The organism is Algoriphagus sp. 4150 (assembly GCF_031457395.1).
Lineage (GTDB): Bacteria > Bacteroidota > Bacteroidia > Cytophagales > Cyclobacteriaceae > Algoriphagus.
Genome location: NZ_JAVDWS010000010.1, coordinates 71,948 through 92,491 on the forward strand (window position 1 = coordinate 71,948; position 20,544 = coordinate 92,491).

A 20,544-nucleotide genomic window follows, 5' to 3' on the forward strand; every position below is an offset into this window, starting at 1 on the left:
AGGGATTTCTCAATGGGCCATAAATGATCCAAGCAGCTAAACGGCATAGTTTTACAGAGTGCATTTCTACTTTCCTCTGGATAAGTACTACGCTATTGTTGCTTTTGCCGGGTTTTTCGAATGGACAGGGAGTTCAAATTTCCAGAGAAGGTTTTCCTTATTGTGAACCTTTTACACAATCGGCTGCGGAAGGTTTACGCCCGGAAACAATCTTCAATACTATCCCGGATAATGACGCTACCTGGATTGCCGGCAATGCTTTTCGGCTTACAGATAATGGTATGGAAAAGTCGGGGGCTATGTATATCGATATCCCTTTTTCCATTAAATATGGAATTCAGGTATCATTTGAATATTACAGTTATGGAGGTACTTCTTACGATCCGGATCCTGCTAGCCCTACCTATGTGCCTGACAAAGGAGCAGATGGATTTGTTTTTTTTATGTTTGATGCTGATTATGGCGATCCCGCAAATGGCTCACCTAATGAATTTAAAGTAGGTGGATTTGGAGGATCTATTGGCTATTCACCGTTAATCCAAAACGCCACAAATATTCCTGGTTTAAGCGGGGCATACATGGGAATTGCGTTTGATGAGTGGGGTAGATTTATCACTCGTTCTCAGGGAAGAGGCTCTGGATTTGAAAACAATACAGGCATAGCCGCTCCTGCACCTGAACCCAACGGAAATTATTTCCAAAATATAGTAATCCGTGGTCCGCATAATGCAGCACCTTTTCCATATCCATTTCTGGGAAATTGGAATGCTCCCACCGGTGGAGTTTATGGAGTAGCGCAGGGTGATTATTTTGTTAAAACGGATATCGCTCCATTTAATTTTAACATAGACGCATTTGATCGAAACACCAGAATTACGGATTGTTTGGACCCAGATTACAGAAAAGTTTATTTGGATATCCAACCGGTAATAGTTGGCGGGGTGCCTAGTGGGAATTACACGATTACTCTCTGGGTGAGAACAGGTACTGAATATCACCAAATTTTTAACAATTTACCATATAATTTCCCGGCACCCGGAGATATTAAGATCGGTTTTTCAGCTGCCACAGGCTGGAATTCCAACTTTCATGAGATCGCAAATCTTGCGGTGAATGTATCCACCAAAGATGAAAATGTAGTGCCTGACGTATCTCCAAGTGATACCCGTATCTGTATCGGAGAAACCGCTGAAATTGATATTCCTATAGATTTAAGAAGTTCGGATTTAGCATTTATTCAGTGTATTCAGCTATACGAAACTACCGAATACGACATAAATGATCCTACCAAGCCATGGATGTTTCGTCCTAGTCCTAATTTCTTGGAGGAATATCTGGATTGTGGCATAGCGCAGATATGTGATGTGTGTAACAATGGAAGAACAATGATTGAAACGGATCTTGGAGAATTTGAAGTAATTCTCGAGGATTTGGATCGGGATGATTTTGAAAAGGAGGAAGAAATTAGAGTCAAGTTTACTCATACCAGCGGGCTGCCCGGAACGACTCAAATTTATTATACTGTTACTGATAATTTTGGATTTACTTCTGATTTGGGAGTGATTACCGTTGAAATTAATCCAATTCCCGAATTCAAAGGAGATCCGGAAATAGGAGACCCTACGTGTGATGGACAAAATGATGGGAGTATAGGACAAACAGTATCCAAATTGATAGATGGATTTGATTACAGGTGGAAATTTTATCCTTTGGGTCAAGACCTTACGGGAGTAGATTTTATTAATGATTCCGGAAATTCTTTACCGAGTGAAATTGAAGATATAGCCGGTCCATTACAGGCGGATTCAGTTAGATTTTCATTGAATAATGTAAATTTGGGTCAATATGTTCTCGTGATTGGGAACCCCACTACTTCAGGAGACTTTTGCTATACCGCATTGGATGCTATTGTAGTCGATGTAGAGACAGGTACCCCAGTCACTGTTGAAGATAATGACCGTATTATTTGTGAAGGGGAAACCGTAAGCTTTACCCCGGAAGTGGATGAGCAATATTTGTCCAATGGAGTCACTCCGGTTTTTAATTGGTATGCAGATGCTCAAAAGAATGATCTGATTATATCCTCTTCCGATGCAGCTTCGGTGGAGCGGGACGGAGCTACTTATAGTACACAATCCGACGGAACCCTTACTATTGAAAATCTAAGTCCCAACGCTGATGGAAGTCCAAAGATCTACGAGTTTTTTACAGAACTGAGAGAAGACCGAAACCCCGGTCAAAATCTATGTAGTATGATTGGGGATTTAGAAGTGGGAGCCACAGTAACCGCCTACGCTGCGGTGGAGCCTAATGAACCGATTATTGTTCAGGATTGGTGCTTGGACAATACAGGAAGCATAGCTATTGTTTTCCAGCGTGGAAATGAACCCATTACCAGATACGAATTGCTGGATGGAACTGTACCTGATGGTGAGCCTGAGGTAATTATTAGGCCAGAACAGTCATCCGGCGTTTTTGAAGGATTGTCCAAAGGATTATATATTGTACGGGCCATTGCCGATAATCCTACCTGTGAGGCATATTATCCCTTTGAAATCGAAGGTCCGGATGAGGAACTAGAACTGGAAGTGACGGAACTTATTGATCCTACCTGTGAAGTAGACAGCGGATCAATTACCTGGGAAGTAAAAGGAGGGAATGGAGATTACTCAATAGTTGACCTCGAAGGGCATCCTGATCTGAGTATTGCAGACGTAGTCCGAAATGGAGATGGATTTACATTCACTGTATCTCCATTACCTTCTCAAGTAGAACCTTACAGTCTTACCCTTACAGTGAGGGATAGCAACAGAGATGATAAACTTTGTACTGTTGTCTCCTCAGAAACAATAACACCTCAGATTCTCCCTGTATTTTCTCTGGAAGACATTAGTGTCTGTGCAGATGATACCATACAAATTTCTGTAAGCGTAGATGCCGGTAATCCTGATCTTCCTGCCGATTTCAAATGGTATTCTGATGAGGATGCAACTCAGGAAATAGGGGGAACCAATACAAATCCTTGGGATATTACTTTCACTGTAGATCCTGCTACCGGGACTTTAACTGCCGCTGATTTTCCCGAATCCCCTGATCAAGAGGAGTATATTGTGTATTTCAGGCCTTCCATTGATCCTACTGATCCGGATAATCCAGTGATATGTGAGTTACCCATACTTCCAGCCACTATTACTGTGAATCCTCTTCCGATAATAGAAATAGTGCGCTCACAATCTGCTTCTTGCTTCGGTGGGTCCGATGGTTTTATTGAGGTTGGAGTTACCAATGGTAATGCGGCTGATTTCGAATACATGCTGGTAGGAATTACAGGATATCAGTCGAGTCCTGTTTTTGACTCCGGAATCACTGAAGGAGACTATACCATACGCGTCAGAAATCTAAGTACCGGTTGCGAGGGTACAGAAGAACTGACTCTGACGGATCCTGAAGAACTTGTCTTTACTATTCTCGATTCAACTGGCCCTTCCTGTAATCTTGATAATGGTACGATTTTATTCGAAGTATCAGGGGGCACTCCATTGGATGAAGGTGGGTATACGATCACCATAAATGGAAATGCGCTTTCTACCTATGATTTCACTGAAACAAGTCCAAATTCGTTCTTGGTAGAAAATCTGCCCGGAGATAATTATGTTATTCTTATTGAAGATAAGAATTCCTGTCCTGCTCAGGATAGCAGAGATTTAGTTGCCCAGATTCTGCCTGAGTATTCCCTGGAAGATGAAGAAATCTGTTTAAATGAATCACACACGTTTATTCCTTCCATAGATAATCCCGGCACACCGGATGCTGCGCCTGTTTTCCGCTGGTACAAGGATGAGAATGCTGCCGAAGCTGATGAAATTCTTTCGGGAGAGGATACAGACTTGGGCATGACGTTCGTGGTAGATGCAAACACCGGACAACTTGAAGTCAGTTCTATCACAAATGCCGGTGCCTACACGTTCTATCTGAAGCCGGATATTTTGAATGATTGTCCACTTGAGCCCATTGCGGTGACTTTGACGGTCAGCCCGATTCCCGAAGCAGACTTTGAGCCGGTTTCCCCTTTGTGCTTTGGAGAAGCTACCGGGAGTCTTCTATTGACTTCGGGAGGATCTTCTGATTACTCCTATGAATTGGTTGGAAATCCAACTTCATTCACCTCCGCTTCCAATTCCTTCGAAGGATTGGCTGCCGGAACGTACACCATCCTGATCACCAATAAGCTCTCTGGCTGCTCGGTAGAAATCGATAGGACGATCGAGCCGACACCGGAACTTTTGATTGTACTACTCTCTGCAGACGATCCTACCTGTGGAGCTCCCAACGGTGAAATTAGCTTTGAGGTAGAGGGCGGTACGCCGGATTATGTAATTACCGTTAATGGAGCGCCGCTTTCCGATTTTGATATGAGCGAGGCTGAGTCAGTGTACACCATTACTAACTTGGCTCCTGATACCTATGATATTAAAGTAGTAGATGAGAATGGCTGCGAGAAATCTTTGCCTACCATTACGTTGACCAATAACGATGGGATAGAAATTGATGTCAGCCCCACAGACCTGGAGATATGTGCAGGGACGGAGGCAGTCTTGAGGCCGGATATTGATGCCCCTGCAGGTGCTCCGATTGCAATCCGCTGGTATAAAAATCCAAACTATACTGATGAGATTTTAGATGGAACTCAGGATGGTCAGATATCTTTCACAATTTTACAGGATTACAGTCTTTCAGTTGGAGGTCTTACACCGGGTGATTTTACCTACTATGCCAGAGTAGGCGGAACAAATATCTGTGCCGTAGATTCCGAGTCTTCCGTGAAGATATTGGATAAGATTGAAGCTTCGCTCGATCCCTCTCCGATAGTTTGCTTTGGAGATTCCAATGGACAGCTTTTAGTACAAAATGTTTCCGGTGGAAGCGGAACGTTTGAGTTTAGTATCAATGGAACAGCCTGGCAAACAGAATCTTTATTTGAGGGGTTATCGGCAGGGAATTACACACTGATTATCCGTGACACCAATGGACTGAGCAGCTGTACTTTCACAGAAGACTTTACTATAGAAGGACCTGCAGGACCAATTGAAATGGCTCCAAATGTGCCCATCCCGGCCAGTTGCGGTGAGGACAACGGGGAAATTATGAATGTGGTTATTTCCGGAGGCTGGGGGGATTATACTCATCAATGGACAAAAGACAGTCCTACCGGAACTCCTATCACCGGGCCTATTACCGGGATAAAAAACCTTGCAGAAGGGGTATATTTTCTTACAGTCACTGATGCTGAAGGATGTACTGAAGTTTTTGATTTTAAGATAGAAATCGCTCCGGATCCTGTTTATGTAATTAATCCTGTTTCTGATGAATGCTTTGGTGAGCAGATTTCTTTGGAAGCTGTTCATACACCGGGAGATCCCAATGCCCCTGTGGCCAGAACTAACGTGACGTGGTATAAAGGATCGGGAAAATCCGGTCTGATCAGTGACGGCGTAGATCCTGCAAATTCCAATATTACCTATACCATTGTGGTAGATCCTGATAATTGGGTGAATTCCACACTGGAAATAGATGGTCTCCCTGCGGGAAAATATACCTATTATTTGGTGGTAGAATGTACAGACGTGGAGCTTTCTGTTTCTTTTGAGGTGTTTGATTTTCCTGTCTTGACGTTTACGGGAGAAAAGGAGAGTTGCTATGGGGCAGCAGATGGAAAAATCATTTTGGGCGGTACAGCAGAGGCTGGAATGAGCTTCAGAATAGGCAATACCACCTATAATGCAGCCGATTTGGCAGCTGCAGAGTTTGCTCCCGGCACGTACACTATAACTGCACAGGGAGCTGCGTGTGCGCAGTCCTTCACAGTGACCATAGACCCGGCGATTGAGCTCAAGGGAGATTTGGTAGACTCCAAAAATGCTGCCTGTGGATTGACGGACGGCTACCTGAGTTTCGAATGGGAGGGAGGACAGCCACCCTATGTACTGACGCTCACACCGGCTACCGGATCCGAGCTTACACATACCACTTCAGATACAAAATATACGTTTGACAACCTTGGACAGGGGAGCTATACTTTCACTGTTAGAGATGATGAAAACTGCATATTCTCTTTAGCTGATCCCATCACTGTGGCCGACGGACCTACGGAGATCATTGTAGATCCGGCCTATTCCAGTTGTGATGGTAACCCTATCTCCATTAGTCCCCGGGTAAATCCCGCAAATTCCAATGCGGTATTCTCTTGGTACAGAGGTACTGTCTCCGCAGCCAACAAAATCTCGGATGGAGAGGTTATAGACGGTGTTACCTTCACCCTGAATGCACAAGGCAATCTCAGCATGGCGGGTATCACGGTCGATAATGCGCCATTTGAACTTAGAGTGACAGTGGCAGGAGATGGAGTTTGCCCAGGGGATGAAAAGAAAGTGGATATAGGAGTTTTTGGAAACCCGCGAGTGCAAGTGAATCCAATTCATGAGCTATGCTTCGGAGAAGGAGGAAGCCTTGAACTGAATGTACCCGCAGGACAAGCGTTGGAATTTAGCCTGAATGGCGGCGCTTATCAGTCTTATCCGAATGGTATCATCGGGGGGCTAGCTCCGGGTACGTATAAGCTGGAGGCTCAAAACTCCAGTGGCTGTGTGGTCGAAGTAGGAACCTTCACTATTAACGGACCGGCTGCTCCTTTGGAATTGCGGGCTAGTGCTATAGGAGCAAGCTGCCTCAGTCCCAATGGAATGATAATAGGTACCATTTCCGGTGGCACACCTCCTTATACCGTAGAGGCTGTAGGAGATGCAGGTCCGGTGCCGGCCTCAGATATTAGCTTGAACGGCAATAATTTCACGATTGAGAACCAACCGCTGGGCAGCTATGAGGTGAGAGTGAAAGATGCGAACCAATGTGAAGAGATAGAACCTGCATTGACTATCACGAATGAGCCGCTCGAAGTGCACGCAGATGACCTAACTATCTGTGAGGGTGAAGTAGCAGAGCTTACTCCCGGGGTGAAAACTGGTCAGGGAAACGGACTTTCCTACACCTGGTTTAAAGATAGCGAGGGACTGGATCCTATTAGTGTAGGCACAAGCACTGATGGAGATCTTACCTACGAGGTGGATTCCCGTGGGAAACTTACCATCACAGGCTTAACTCTTTCTGATTCTCCCGTGACCTACTTTGCAGAACTAGACATCAATAGACCCTGCGGCAGAAAGCTTGCTCCAGCTGTGGTGACGGTACTGACTCCTCCAAATCTGAGTACTCGAAACCCATCTCTCGTCTGCGACCCCACCCAGACAGTGGATTTATCCTTATATATTGATGGTTTCGATCCCGCCAATTATGATTATGAAGTCTTGGATGAAAAAGATAATCAGATGAGAATGGAGGATATCAAACGGATATCTGAAACGGGGACTTATAAAGTCAGAATGAAGCACAAAAATTCAAAATGTTATAGTGCTACTGATCGTATATTAGTAAGAATCAGTGAAGCAGAACTGGTGGCCAAGTTTGACTATGAAGTAGAAGTAGTAGCTGGACAGCCGGTGACAAATCAGCAGGTGGGAATAGGAGATGAGGTACAGTTTGTGGATAGAAGTGAAGGTAATCCTGTCAGATGGGAATGGGATTTTGGGGATGGAACTACCTCAACTGAAGCTAACCCTACCCATGTGTTCAATGATATAGGAACATATCTGATAATTTTGAAGACTTGGGATGATCTTGGCTGTGAAAGTGTGGTGGTAAGAGAGCTGGAGATTTCGGATGATTTTGATATTATTTTCCCCAATGCATTTACCCCGGATCGGGGAGATGGGAAAAACAATTATTTCTTCCCTAAATTCCGGGGACTGGCTTCTTTGAAGGTTTACGTGTTCACCACTTGGGGCGAATTGATCTATGAATCTTCGTCATTAGAAGATAAGGGATGGGACGGAACATTTAGGGACACACCTGCAAAGAACGGGAATTATGTGTATAGGGGGAAATATGTAAGCCGTGGAGGGTTTGCAGGAGAAACTTCTGGTGTTTTTATTTTAATTAGATAATATTGCACTCCAAATGGACACACTTGAATAAATATGAATAGCACCAATACTATCATCAAGGCAAATTTTGTCTTAAAGTCACTTTTACTTCTTTGCTTTTTCGGCCTGATAAGTTCCTGTATCTCCAATAAAAAAATCCTTTATCTTCAAAATGAAGACAACAACGAGGCGCTGGAATCAGGTAAAAGAATTCCTCATCGTATGGTGGATTACCGATTGCAGTTCAACGATATCGTGGATGTGAAGGTATTGACCAATGATGAGATTCTGAGAAAAGGCTTTAGTCTTAATACCACAGAAACAGGGCAGACCATGGGGATGCAGCCTGGACAGGGTGGAGGAGATGTGTATTATATGACAGGCTATACTGTGGACAAAAACGGTTTTATAGAAATACCGCTATTGGGACAGGTTAAGGTAGGAAACCTCACACTGGATGAGGCAAAGGAGCAAATCAGAGAAAACCTTAAAGCTTATATTCGGGGTGATTTTTTTGTTCGCGTTAAACTGGGAGGTATCAGATATAGTGCTTTTGGTGAATTTAAGGCTCCCGGAAAATATGTGATACTTCAGGATAGAATGACTATTTTTGAGGCGATCGCCAATGCGGGTGATCTGACCACCTTGGCTAGAAGAGACAATGTAAAGCTGATCAGGCAATATGCTGATGGGAGTGAAATACATGATATAAATCTCAATGACCGTGACTTGTTGTACAGCGATTTTTATTTTATCAGACCGAATGACCAGATTTACGCTGAGCCGCTCAAGGTGAGAGAAGTAGGAGCGGGAGAAACTGCCGCCCAAACCCTTACACTTCTGATCACCCTTTTCACTTTTGCAGCCTTGGTGCTAAACCTTTCAAAGTAATTCTAAATGTCCACCAATCAGCCAAATAACCCATTTAACTATCCCGTTTTTACGGTTTCAAAATCCACTGAGGATTTTGATCTCAGAGCCATTATTATCAATTACACCAAGAACTGGAAATGGTTTCTTGCATGCATTGTTATCTGCGTAGCCCTGGCATTTCTTTTCAATAAGTATGCGATGCCTGTGTATTTGATCAATGGCACGGTTATCTTGAATGAGGAGAAGCCTGATATTACGGCGGATTTGTTCAGTTCGGCAGGTCTGGGTAACAGTAAGATGAATACCCAAAATGAAGTTTGGATTCTAAAATCTCTTTTCCTAGCTGAAGAGGCGCTTAAAGAGCTTAATTTTAATGTTTCCTATTATAGAGAGGGGATGTTTCAGAAAGCTCAGGTATACGGGAATACGCCCGTCATGCTGGATGTGGACTGGAAGCACCCTCAAGTAGTAGGTGGCTTGTTCAAACTTAAAGTGATCGATGATACTAAGTTTCAACTTAATATAGCAGAAGAGGGACTGTCCGTTTATAATCCGGCAGATCCATTTTATAATTCAGCCTTAAGCAATCAGCATCTTTTAGATGGAACCTACTATTTTGATTCTCTTATTGTCAATAGTTTCAGCAAGTTTACGGTCAAAAATGCAGGAGGCCTGCACGGTGAGGAAATTTATTTTAAGATAACTGATACTCCTTCATTGGCATTGGAAATGGCGAATGACCTTTCCGTTCAGTTGGTAGATGAGAAAGCTTCGATTTTATCACTTTCGCTTCACTCCGGAATCAGAAAAAGAGGGGAAAACTACCTCAACAATCTGATGGAGGCCTATTTGGAAAGGGAACTTGCTGAGAAAAACCGTGCTTCAGATGCTACCATTTCGTTTATTCAAAATCAGCTTAGTGGTATTACGGATTCTCTTACCTTTTTTGAGAATCGATTACAGCAATACAGGACTGACAATAAGATCTTCAACTTAAGTGAAGAGGGCTCAAGAGTGTATGAGAGCTTATTGGATCTTGAAAATGAACGTGCTAAGGCTGAACTATCACTCAGGTACTACAGTCAGCTTAAGGAATACCTGGAAAGGGAGAATTTTGATGCCCTTATGGCTCCTTCTATTTCGGATATGGATAATAGCCTGCTCAACACTATGGTAGGCAACCTTATCCAGCTTCAGTCAGAAAAGACAAGACTTTCCGCTCAGTATTCAGACCAAAACCCTGCAGTAGTAGAGATTAATCTCAAAATTGCCAATACCAGAAAGGTGCTTTCTGAAAATGTCAATTCTGCAATTTCCAATATCCGGGCCACCATCGTACAATTGACTACGCGAATAAATGCTATCGATGGAGAGATCAATAAACTTCCTGAAACAGAGCGTAGGTTGGTCGGAATTCAGCGTCAGTTTCAAATAAACGAGTCTATTTACGTTTACTTGCAGGAGAAACTCTACGAAGCCCAAATTACCAAGGCATCGAATTTCCCGAAAAATTCCATTTTGAACTCTGCCAGATCCAGTTTGGTGCCTGTTTTCCCTAAAAAGACACTTAATCTTATCATTGGATTCTTTGTCGGATTGGGGATACCGTTCCTGTTCATTACCATCAGGACTTACTTTAACAATAAAGTAGATGATCCACGTTTCCTTGAGAAGCACGTAGACATTCCTTTCCTTGGAATTATAGGCAAAGGAAATATGGATCATTCCAGAGTAGTGTTGGAAAGCCCTAAATCCGGGGTGACCGAATCTTTCAGATCATTGAGATCTGACATGTCATATCTGGTGCCTGAAAAAAGTAAAATAGTCATTTTGTTTACTTCTTCAGTATCGGGAGAGGGTAAGACTTTCTGTGCTATTAATATGGCTTCAGTATATGCGCTTTCCGGTAAAAAAGTAATTTTACTCGGTCTTGATCTTAGAAAACCGAAAATTGCGCAGGATTTTGGTTTGGACAATAAAGAAGGTATTAGTACGGTGCTTAGTAAGAAGATGAATTGGAGAGATGCTGTGAAAAGCAGTGGATTCGATAATTTTGATATCCTGCTTTCAGGTTCTGTCCCTCCTAATCCTGCTGAACTTATCCTTCAGGATTCTTTTGCCCAAATGATGCAGGAAATCAAGGAAAGCTATGATATAGTAATAATGGATTGCCCACCTGTAGGTCTTGTGTCGGAAACCAAAGAGCTCTTTAAATATTCGGATATCAACATCTTTGTTTTCAGACATAAATATTCTGACAAGGCCAATATTAGGGTTGTAGAGAGCCTGAGAGAGAAGGAAGAAATCAAAAAGCTCTATACGGTTCTAAATGATTTCCAAGTTGACCACCGATACGGCTATGGTTATGGCTATGGTTATGGCTATGGCTATGGGAAAGATTACGGATATTACAATGATGATAAACCCAGCAAGCTAAGTCGTTTGTTTGGCAAGAAAAAACAATAATACTTACCTTTCTATGCTAAGCCCTTGCCAAGACGTGGCATGTTAAACATGAGTAAAGCTTGAATAAAATTTTAATAATATGTCCTTTCTTTGCCCCACAGGCTTATGTAGGTGGGGTGAGGGCGGCTATGTTTGCAAAATACCTGACACTTCAGCATATTGAAGTTTGGATTTTGACAAGGTCTCTTCCTACTGAGGATAAAGTGATGAATGAAGGTATGGCTGCGGCACTTCCTGATGGTCTTGATGATAGGGTCATTAGGATAAGCACTCCTGATGGAGATTCATACCTTAAAAAAAGATCACTGAAAGATAAAATCAAGCATTTTATTTTTCCTGAATACTCTTCGCCTCCCGGGTTTTATGAGAAGGCCTTACCCATTGGGAGGAAGTTGATTTCCGAGCAGAAGTTTGATTTGATTTTCGCATCGGCTCCGGATCAATGGGGAATAAGCCTGGGGGAAAAATTGGCTAAAGAGACGGGTTGTAAATTTGTAGTTGATTTTCGCGATATCTACGAGCAGGAAATGCTCGAAAAACGTGGGCTGAGAGAAAAGCTTCATGAAAATAGAATGCTTTTCAGAAGATACATCTGTACTAGAAGGGCCGATCTTATTATTACCGTATCGGAGTTTCACAAAAGTGTTCTTTTGAAGAAGTTGGGTAAAAAGACAGAAGTGGTCTTCAACGGCTACGACGATGAGCTCTTCCGTCCTTCAGATAAAGCACCGGAACAGGATAAGTTTACCATATCCTACTTAGGTAGAATCTTAGGGGAGTGGTACCATAACCCAACCGTGTTATTCCAAGCCCTTACCGAGTTGAAGAGGGAAAATAAGTTGGCTGAAAAGGATTTTCAGATAAATTTCTATGGAGTAGAGTATTCCAAGATAACCCAATATCTAACCCCTGAAAACAAGGTTTTTGTAAACTTTCTTCCAAGAATTCCCTTAAGTGAGGTTGTCTCTGTGATGAATAACAGCCACGCTTTGCTTCTTATCACCAATCAGGGGAGAGAAGGGGTATTGACTACGAAGTTTTTTGAGTATGCAGGGGTAAAAAAGCCCATTGTATGCGTCCCCGGAGATTCCTCTGAGCTCGATGCATTAATAAAAACATATCAAGTAGGGGAAACCATTGATTCTGTCGAGAAGATGAAGTTTTATTTGACTGATGCGGTACAGCAATATCTAAAAGGGACCTGGAAAACTAAGTTGGATACCGATCCTTCTTTCTTTACACGGAAAAATCAAGCATTGATTTTGGCCAATCATTTGAAAAGTCTTGTCTAAAAAACTTGTAGGAATAGGTATCCCCTGTCTCCTTGTAGGAGGCACTGAAATCCAAACCTTAAATTTGGTAAAAGCACTGGTGCTTGAAAATTACCGGGTGGATCTGATTTGCTATTTTGAATTTGATCCGGTGATGGTTCGGGAGTTTGAAGAAGTAGGAGCCGGCGTCACTTTACTCAAATGGCCACGTTCACTGGGAGCGGTCCAATTTATCAGGGATCTAACCACTATTATCAGAACACTCAATCCGGTTATTTTCCATGTGCAATATGTGGCTCCCGGTGCGCTACCCATTGTAGCGGCCAGATTCGCCGGAGTGAAGAATATACTTGCTACTGTCCATCAACCCAAAACTGCATCCCACGGCAGATTTGCGGGAATGATTTTAAGGTCTGCCGCCAGCTTGTGTACATCCTTTTTGTCAGTATCCAAGAGTACTGAGCAGTCTTGGTTTGGATCCAGCCATGTGTTTTCTACGGAAGAGCACTACAAGAAGGTCCCCGCCCACTGCACAATATACAATTCCCTGGATACAAGGGCTATTGATCTCCAAGTATCGCAATTATCCCCTGTGAAACCGACAGATGAAATAATCCGGATCGGGACGGTATGCCGGCTTAATTACGTAAAGGGGGTGGATACCTTGATAGAGGCCTTTCATCTCTTAGGACAAAAAGAAAATAAGCGGATTCAGCTTTTGATTTATGGAGAAGGAGAGGATGAACCCAGGCTAAAAAAAATGGTCTCAGACCTTGGACTGGACGAGGCTGTTCATTTTTCCGGGAAATTGGCTCCCGGTGAGGTCTTGCCTGCTACAGCAAAGATGGATATCGTGGTGGTTCCGTCGCGATTTGAGGCTTTTGGCCTATATGCTGCGGAGGCTATGTGCATAGGCAAGCCCGTAGTGGCAGCAGATACTTTTGGCTTAGCCGAGGTAATTACGGATCAACTTACAGGCCTTTTGTTTCCTGTGGAAAACGCTGCTAAACTTGCTGAAAAACTGGAGCGTTTGATACAGGATGCACCCCTTAGAGACAGATTGGGGCTGGCAGCCCGTGAATCCATCAAATCAAGATTTGATTTTTCGGACTACAAAAAGAAGGTAGGCAAGCTTTACGGCCTTTTGTCTGATTCATAAAGATTTTCCTTCTAACTTGCGCACTTATTCTCTACATTTTGCAACAAATAAACCCTGAGTTACTCCAAATTATCGGATGGAACAGATAATCACCTTTTTTAGTATAAGGACAGAAATTCCGGATAAGAATTTTAAACTATTCTTCAATACTCTGTTTCTCTGTTCTTTGATTCCTTATCTGAATTCTATAATTCCCGTATTACCGGGACTGTTTTTCGGATTTAACTGGACTGGGATTTCATGGATTATTTGTTTTTTAGTCACGATTTATCTGCTATTCACAATGCAAAGGCCTGTTTTCCCTTTGCTCAATTGGATATTCTGGATTATTTACCTGATTATCGCCTTATCGGTTGATTTTTCCTTTATAGGATTACAGCTTACCATCCAATATGTTCTGCCCATACTTGTCGGTATTGTCGCCTCCTCATTTACCTATTCCTGGCCCAAGCTATTCTGGGCCTATCAGCAGTTTGCAAGACTGATTGCCGTAATATTCCTGATATTTGTAGTGTACTTTATTGTCACGGGGTATTCCCCGCATATGGCATCTACCCCGATGTTGCTTTATATTATGGCTATCGTTTCGCTGGGTGTGTTTTACGTTTTTAGGGATAAGAAATTTCTGATCGTCTTCTTGATTCTTTTTCTGATGCCTTTCCTTTCCGTGACCAGAATGGCAATTTTGGTTTTTGTAACTTCTTTTGTAGCCCACTTTTCCAACGAGCGTATTTCTTCAAAAATCCCGTATGCTTTATTGGGTCTTGTGCTGTTTGCAATAGTTTTCAGTTCAGAATCCTTTCAGAAAAAGACCTTCCACGATGGGAAAGGAGAAATTTCAGACTTGAGCGTGAACTATTACGAGGCTGGCAATGATCTTAATACAAACGGCAGAACTGCTTGGCAATTAGGCTTGGAACCCGGTTTGGCGAGAAATCCTCTGTTTGGAAACGGACCCAGATCCGACAATGCCGTGCTGAGTGAACTGGCAGGAGAGGAATCTGCCGAAGCTCACAATGATTATCTATCTGTGCGTTATAATTATGGATGGTTGGGATTGATTTGCCTATTGGGCGCTTTTGGGGTAACCTTTATTCAGCTTATGAAGCTTTACTTTAAAGATACTATACCTCTCTTTAAGATCATTTTAGGCACCACACTGACACTCTTTATCGGTTTTATTTTCTTTATGTACTCGGACAATATCCTCAAATACACCATTTTCTTTCCCAATTACTTTTTCACGATGATAGGTATAACGTATTCTACCAGCAAGAAAGGGCTGGCATATCTGTAGTTATGAAAATTTCCTTAATTATTCCTTTATACAATAAAGAGGAGACGATACTAGAGACCCTTAAATCTGTATTTAATCAGATCGAAATCCCTGATGAAATCATTATAGTCGATGATGGAAGTCAAGATTCATCCCATGAGCTAGTGGAGCAGCTGAATAATCCGCTTATCAAACTGGTGACTCAGCTCAATCAGGGTGTCTCTGCAGCGAGAAACCGGGGAGTTGAGTTAGCTTCATATGAATGGGTTACTTTTCTGGATGCTGATGATCAGTGGGATCTGGAATTCCTAAAGGAAATCAGGTATTTACACAAGCTTTTTCCTGATGAAAAAGTGTTGGCTACATCGTATAAGTTTTTTTATACCTCCGGTAGAACAGAATATGCTGTTATAAATCATATTCAATTCCCAGAAACACAGGGTGTAGTGGATAATTATTTTCAAGTGGCTGCCACCTCCCACCCACCTATCAATTCTTCGGCTATTGCCATTCAGAAGAATGCATTAATTGAAGTGGGAGGTTTTCCGGTAGGGATCAAATCGGGAGAAGATCTGATTACCTGGACACGCCTGATGCTTCGTCATCGTTTGGCTTACTCCACCCGCCCTTTAGGCAAGTATATTTTTCACGCTGCCAATGAAGGAGCCTCGACTATTCGTGAAACAGACAATGATCCGGTCGGAAAAGAGATGCTGGACTTATTACCTTTTGCTCTGCAAGCTGGAAAGGTAGGCTATAGCCTTTATTTGGGCAGATGGTTGAAAAGTAAGGGGATCTTACTCCTGGAGGTAGGGAAAAACAGCCATGCCAGGAGGAAATTCATTCAATCCTTTGCCTACTCGGGAGAACGTTTTAAATTGGTGATACTATTTTGCATAACTTTATTGCCAGCCCAGATCTCCAAAAAGTTAATTTCCAAAATATATCAACCCTTTTAGATGAAAGTACTTTGGGTTAACCCCTCATTTTTAGATTATAGAGTTCCACTTTATGAAGAGTTGAATAATTGCTTTAATGGGAACTTTCATGTGCTTTTTTCCAAAAGTCGTATTCCAGAACGTGTAGTCGAGAAAGTAGCACGGGCATTGGGAGCAAATTCTTATGGATTGGAAGGAGAACGGTTTTTGAGATTGGGCCGTCAGGGCGAATTGTCAAATCAGGGGGTACAAATCCCGTTTCAATCAGGATTACTTCGGGCTATTACAGAAATCAAGCCTGACTTAATAATAGGAGAGGGATTCTTTCAATGGACGCCTGTGGTAGCATATTATGCCCGAAAAAGAGGAATTCCTTTTTGGATAGCCTATGAGCGCACATTTCATACAGAGAGAAATTGTCCTATTTGGAGGAAAATATACCGAAAGGTGATCAATAGATTCGTGACGGGCTATCTCGCCAATGGTTCATTGACTGCTGAATACCTAAAAGCTGAAATAAACACTGCAAATAGACCTATAATCGAAGGTTGCATGTCTGCAGATGGTGCTAATTTATCTTCAAGAGTAGAAGGAATAAAACAAAAAGAGACAAAGGAAGTAAAGGGTAAAGGGATTACTTATCTTTTTGTAGGCCAGCTGATATTCAGAAAAGGAATACTGGAATTGTGTGAGGCTTGGACTACTCATACGAAACGGTTTCCCGAAGATGTCTTGCTGGTAATAGGGGATGGGGACTTACGGGGGAGGATTCAGGAAATTATTTCTTCTTATTCCTCAGTGAGGATTTTAGGCTCGGTGGACTATGATGATATCTATCAACACTATGCGAACGCAGATGTATTTATCATGCCTACCTTGGAGGACAACTGGAGTCTTGTGGTGCCTGAGGCAATGGCATGTGGCCTGCCTGTAGCCACCACCTTTTATAATGGCTGCTATCCGGAGTTGGTCAAAGAGGGGAAGAATGGTAAGGTGTTTGACTCCTTAAATCCTGAATCTATTCTTGAGGCTCTAGAATATTTCCATTCGCAGGATTTATCTGAAATGGGTAAGGAATCCGTGAAAATCGAAAGTAATTATTCACCTAAGGAGGTAGCCCAGAGGATCGCCTCAGCTATATTGGCACACAAGGGAAATTTACAAGTTAAATAGGTATAGACATGCATATTGTTTTTGTTTCAAGAGAATATCATGACTCCAAAAGAGGAGGGGGAATAGCCACCTATCTCCATGATCTAATTACCTTGGTTTTGGAGGAGGGACATCAAGTTACATTGATTACTGCCTCTGATGATACCCGACAATATACTGTGGCCGTAAACGGTAAATTTACCAAGGTGAATCTCGAAGGAGGCGATTTTATAATTCCTGAAGTAGAGCCGGGAATGATACAGATGAAGAAATTTAGAATTTTCTTTAGATTTTTTTCGTATCGCATGAAGGTACTTCGGGAAGTTTTAAAATTAAAAAATGTGGATGTATTGGAAGTTGCCGAGTTTGGTGCGGAATCTGTGTTTTTTAGAAAGTTTGATTTTCCGGTCGTTTACCGTCTACATACTTCTTCTCTTTTGGATCGGAGCAATGGGGGAGTGTTCAAGTTTAGGTTGGGGATGATCCCCAATTTCTTCACAGGTTATTTTGAGAAAAGGATGCTGAGGTTTGCTGATTACATAACCTCATGCTCCAATAGTCTAAAGGACTGGACTTCCACCTATTTTAATATTCCCCAAAATCAGATTGAGGTACTCTACAATCCTATAAATTTAAAAAACTGGAAATTTACCAGATCAGAGGAATCCTTAGCTGCTTTGAAGATTCTTTACGTAGGGACTGTTTCTTACGAAAAAGGAGTCGGTGAATTAGTAGAGGCTTGTAAGCTTTTGAAAGGGAAAGGTGTGGATCTGACACTTACCATTGCCGGCAAGCTGGGTACATTTGGCAAAAATCTTCAACAAGACTTAAAGGATGATACCTGGTGTTCTTTTATAGGTCATATTACCAAGCAAGAGTTGGTACACGTCTATGAGACTCACAGTGTGGCTGTATTTCCCTCACATTGGGAAGCCATGGGATTGGTTACACTAGAGGCAATGTACTCTGGAGCTCTGGTGATTGGAAGTTCCGAAGGTGGGATGAGTGAATTGATAGAAGATGGGAAAAATGGCTTTTTGGCAACACCCAAAGATGCGGAAGGTCTTGCAGAAAGGATAGAACATGTATTGGGATTATCCCATGAGGAGAAAATCACTATTTCTACCAATGCTATCCAACATGTAATTGAGAATTTTTCTGATAAGAAGATTGTCCCTCAGTTTTTGGAGTATTACAAAAAGGTTATTGCCGATTATAAGGTCAAGTCGGCAAAAAAATAGATTCTTGGACTTTTATCTCATGATGTAGGAAATCCCTTTCCCCGCTGATGAATGAATTGTATATGATTTTTACCTTTTGTCAAGTTGACCGTTACGGGATTTCTGCCAGTCAGGACTCATTGTAAAGGATTATCCGACATATAAGCCCGTTCTACAGTGTGGTTAATTGCCGGATTTCACAAGCATCGGAAGTTTAACTACCCTCTTCAATTGAGAAGAAGAAAAAGGACTATCTTTGTGCCCCAATTGGATTTAGCAGCATGAAGCAAGCCCTCTTTTTATTGTCCGTTCCTCCTCCTGTTCATGGGGCGTCAATGATGGGTAAGTATCTCCAAGACAGTAAATTAATAAATGACTGCTACAGCATTACTTATATCAATTTGAATACCTCCTTGTCTGTGGATGAAATCGGAGGGCAGGGATTTTCAAAGTATTTCAGGATCGCGGGTTTATTTTTCCGGCTTCTTATTCAATTAATCCGAGTCCGGCCCGAATTCACCTACATGACCCCGACTGCCGGTGGTATGGGCTTTTATAAAGACTGGCCTCTAGCCATGTTGTGTAAACTGCTTTCAAATAAGTTTATAGTTCATTTTCATAATAAGGGGGTTGCCAGATTTCATGACTCAGGTTTTGATGATTGGCTATACAAACGTTTTTTCAAGAATACAGAAGTAATCATACTGGCAGAGGAGCTGTATCCCGATGTCAGTAAATATGTGGCTGCGGATCGAGTTCACATTTGTGCCAACGGAATTCCCACTTCTCCACTCAGCTCAGGTAATAAGCCGGAGAAAGCTCCTTTTACAATCCTGTTCCTTTCAAATCTTCTTATTGAGAAAGGATTGGTAGATTTGCTCAAAGCACTCGTGCTGGTTAAATCCGCGGGAATAGAGGTAAAATGTCAAATTGTAGGAGGCGAGGGGGATTTTTCTTCTGCTCAGTTACAGGAGAAAATTGATAGCTTGGGGATAGCTGATGAAGCCGTGTATCTGGGTAAAAAGTACGGCGAAGAAAAAGACCAACTGATCCGGTCTGCTGATATATTCGTATTTCCTACCTACTATCGAAAGGAATGTTTCCCGTTGGTGATTTTGGAGGCTATGTCTTTTGGACTCCCTATTATTACTACGGGTGAAGGCGGAATCCCTTCTATTATTCAGGATAGTATAAATGGTCTTATTGTTGATTCTAAAAATCCTGAGCAATTGTCAGTGGCAATTATTAAATTGTTTAAGGAAAAAGATCTGAGGTCTACCCTAGGCAAGAAGGCATTAGAGGATTTCAATCAAAAATTCACCGTTGAGAAGTTTGAGAAAAACTTTTTAACTACGATAAATAGAGCCTTGGTAAGTAAATGATTAAGATATAAGTTTAAAATAATGGAGGTAAGATTTAAAGATTATATTATACAAACCCAGTTGCCGGTCTCTTTGACGGGCAATCAATGTGTAATTAATACTATAAATCCGCATTCCTACTGTATAGCGGAAGAAGATCCTGAGTTCAAACGAGCTTTGACCACTTCAGATCTGCTATTACCTGATGGGGTTGGGATCGTATGGGCTAGTAGATTTTTGTATGGCATCAAAATCAGGAAGGTAGCCGGATATGATCTTCATCTACATTTGCTTGGATTATTAAACCAAAATCATGGCAAGGCATTTTATTTGGGTTCTACGGATGAGACTTTGGAGAAAATCAAAATCAGATTACAAAGCGAATATCCCAATATAGAATTCCATTGCTATAGTCCTCCTTTCAAACCGGAGTTTGATGAGCAGGATAATATGGATATACAGAACGCCATCTCCGATGCTAATCCGAATGTTTTATTTGTGGGGATGACAGCACCGAAACAGGAGAAATGGGTTCTTCAGAATAAAGCCCTGCTTGATGTGAATATTATCTGTTCAATTGGTGCAGTTTTTGACTTCTATGCCGGCACAGTCAAGCGGCCAAGCAAAGTCTGGATTGATCTTGGTCTTGAATGGTTGCCAAGGTTGGTGAATGAACCAAGACGCTTATGGAAAAGGACTTTTATTTCAAGCCCAAAATTCATCTTTTATCTAATCAATTCCCGTTATTCCGCTTCCACTTAGTTTACGGTTTGGCAGTGTTGTAGCGTCATT

The 20,544-nt window shown here is 42.1% G+C and carries 11 protein-coding genes; all 11 read left to right on the top strand.

All coding sequences use genetic code 11. From position 1 onward, the window contains the following. Window positions 1-23 precede the first annotated feature (23 nt). The 11 genes from J2X69_RS13870 (at window position 24) to J2X69_RS13920 (ending at window position 20,514) form a co-directional block, all read left to right on the top strand. Complete coding sequence (locus J2X69_RS13870) at window positions 24-8,057, top strand: PKD domain-containing protein (protein ID WP_310104259.1); 8,034 nt, start codon at window positions 24-26, stop codon at window positions 8,055-8,057. Window positions 8,058-8,090: 33 nt separating this feature from the next. Further along, on the top strand, window positions 8,091-8,927 hold the full coding sequence (locus tag J2X69_RS13875) for a polysaccharide biosynthesis/export family protein (RefSeq protein WP_310104262.1): 837 nt from the start codon (window positions 8,091-8,093) through the stop codon (window positions 8,925-8,927). A gap of 6 nt (window positions 8,928-8,933) precedes the next feature. Further along, the gene (locus J2X69_RS13880; protein WP_310104265.1) at window positions 8,934-11,375 is read left to right on the top strand and encodes a polysaccharide biosynthesis tyrosine autokinase; all 2,442 of its coding nucleotides are present in this window, start codon (window positions 8,934-8,936) and stop codon (window positions 11,373-11,375) included. A gap of 59 nt (window positions 11,376-11,434) precedes the next feature. Next, window positions 11,435-12,667 (top strand): glycosyltransferase, encoded by a 1,233-nt coding sequence (locus J2X69_RS13885; protein ID WP_310104266.1) that lies wholly within the window; start codon window positions 11,435-11,437, stop codon window positions 12,665-12,667. Continuing rightward, on the top strand, window positions 12,660-13,805 hold the full coding sequence (locus J2X69_RS13890; protein WP_310104269.1) for a glycosyltransferase family 4 protein: 1,146 nt from the start codon (window positions 12,660-12,662) through the stop codon (window positions 13,803-13,805). The genes J2X69_RS13885 and J2X69_RS13890 overlap by 8 nt, the downstream gene beginning before the upstream one ends. A gap of 76 nt (window positions 13,806-13,881) precedes the next feature. Next, entirely contained in the window at window positions 13,882-15,102 is a 1,221-nt protein-coding gene (locus tag J2X69_RS13895; protein ID WP_310104272.1) for an O-antigen ligase family protein, read from the top strand. 2 nt (window positions 15,103-15,104) lie between these two features. Then, window positions 15,105-16,040 (top strand): glycosyltransferase family 2 protein, encoded by a 936-nt coding sequence (locus tag J2X69_RS13900; protein ID WP_310104275.1) that lies wholly within the window; start codon window positions 15,105-15,107, stop codon window positions 16,038-16,040. Continuing rightward, window positions 16,041-17,192: a glycosyltransferase family 4 protein gene (locus tag J2X69_RS13905; RefSeq protein WP_310104278.1), complete on the top strand. Its 1,152-nt coding sequence runs from the start codon at window positions 16,041-16,043 to the stop codon at window positions 17,190-17,192. 8 nt (window positions 17,193-17,200) lie between these two features. Beyond that, window positions 17,201-18,412 carry a glycosyltransferase family 4 protein gene (locus J2X69_RS13910; RefSeq protein ID WP_310104281.1) on the top strand — a complete coding sequence of 404 codons (1,212 nt, stop codon included), beginning with the start codon at window positions 17,201-17,203 and terminating at the stop codon, window positions 18,410-18,412. Window positions 18,413-18,672: 260 nt separating this feature from the next. Next, on the top strand, window positions 18,673-19,773 hold the full coding sequence (locus J2X69_RS13915; protein WP_310104283.1) for a glycosyltransferase family 4 protein: 1,101 nt from the start codon (window positions 18,673-18,675) through the stop codon (window positions 19,771-19,773). Window positions 19,774-19,794: 21 nt separating this feature from the next. Further along, window positions 19,795-20,514 carry a WecB/TagA/CpsF family glycosyltransferase gene (locus tag J2X69_RS13920; RefSeq protein WP_310104284.1) on the top strand — a complete coding sequence of 240 codons (720 nt, stop codon included), beginning with the start codon at window positions 19,795-19,797 and terminating at the stop codon, window positions 20,512-20,514. Window positions 20,515-20,544: the final 30 nt, after the last annotated feature.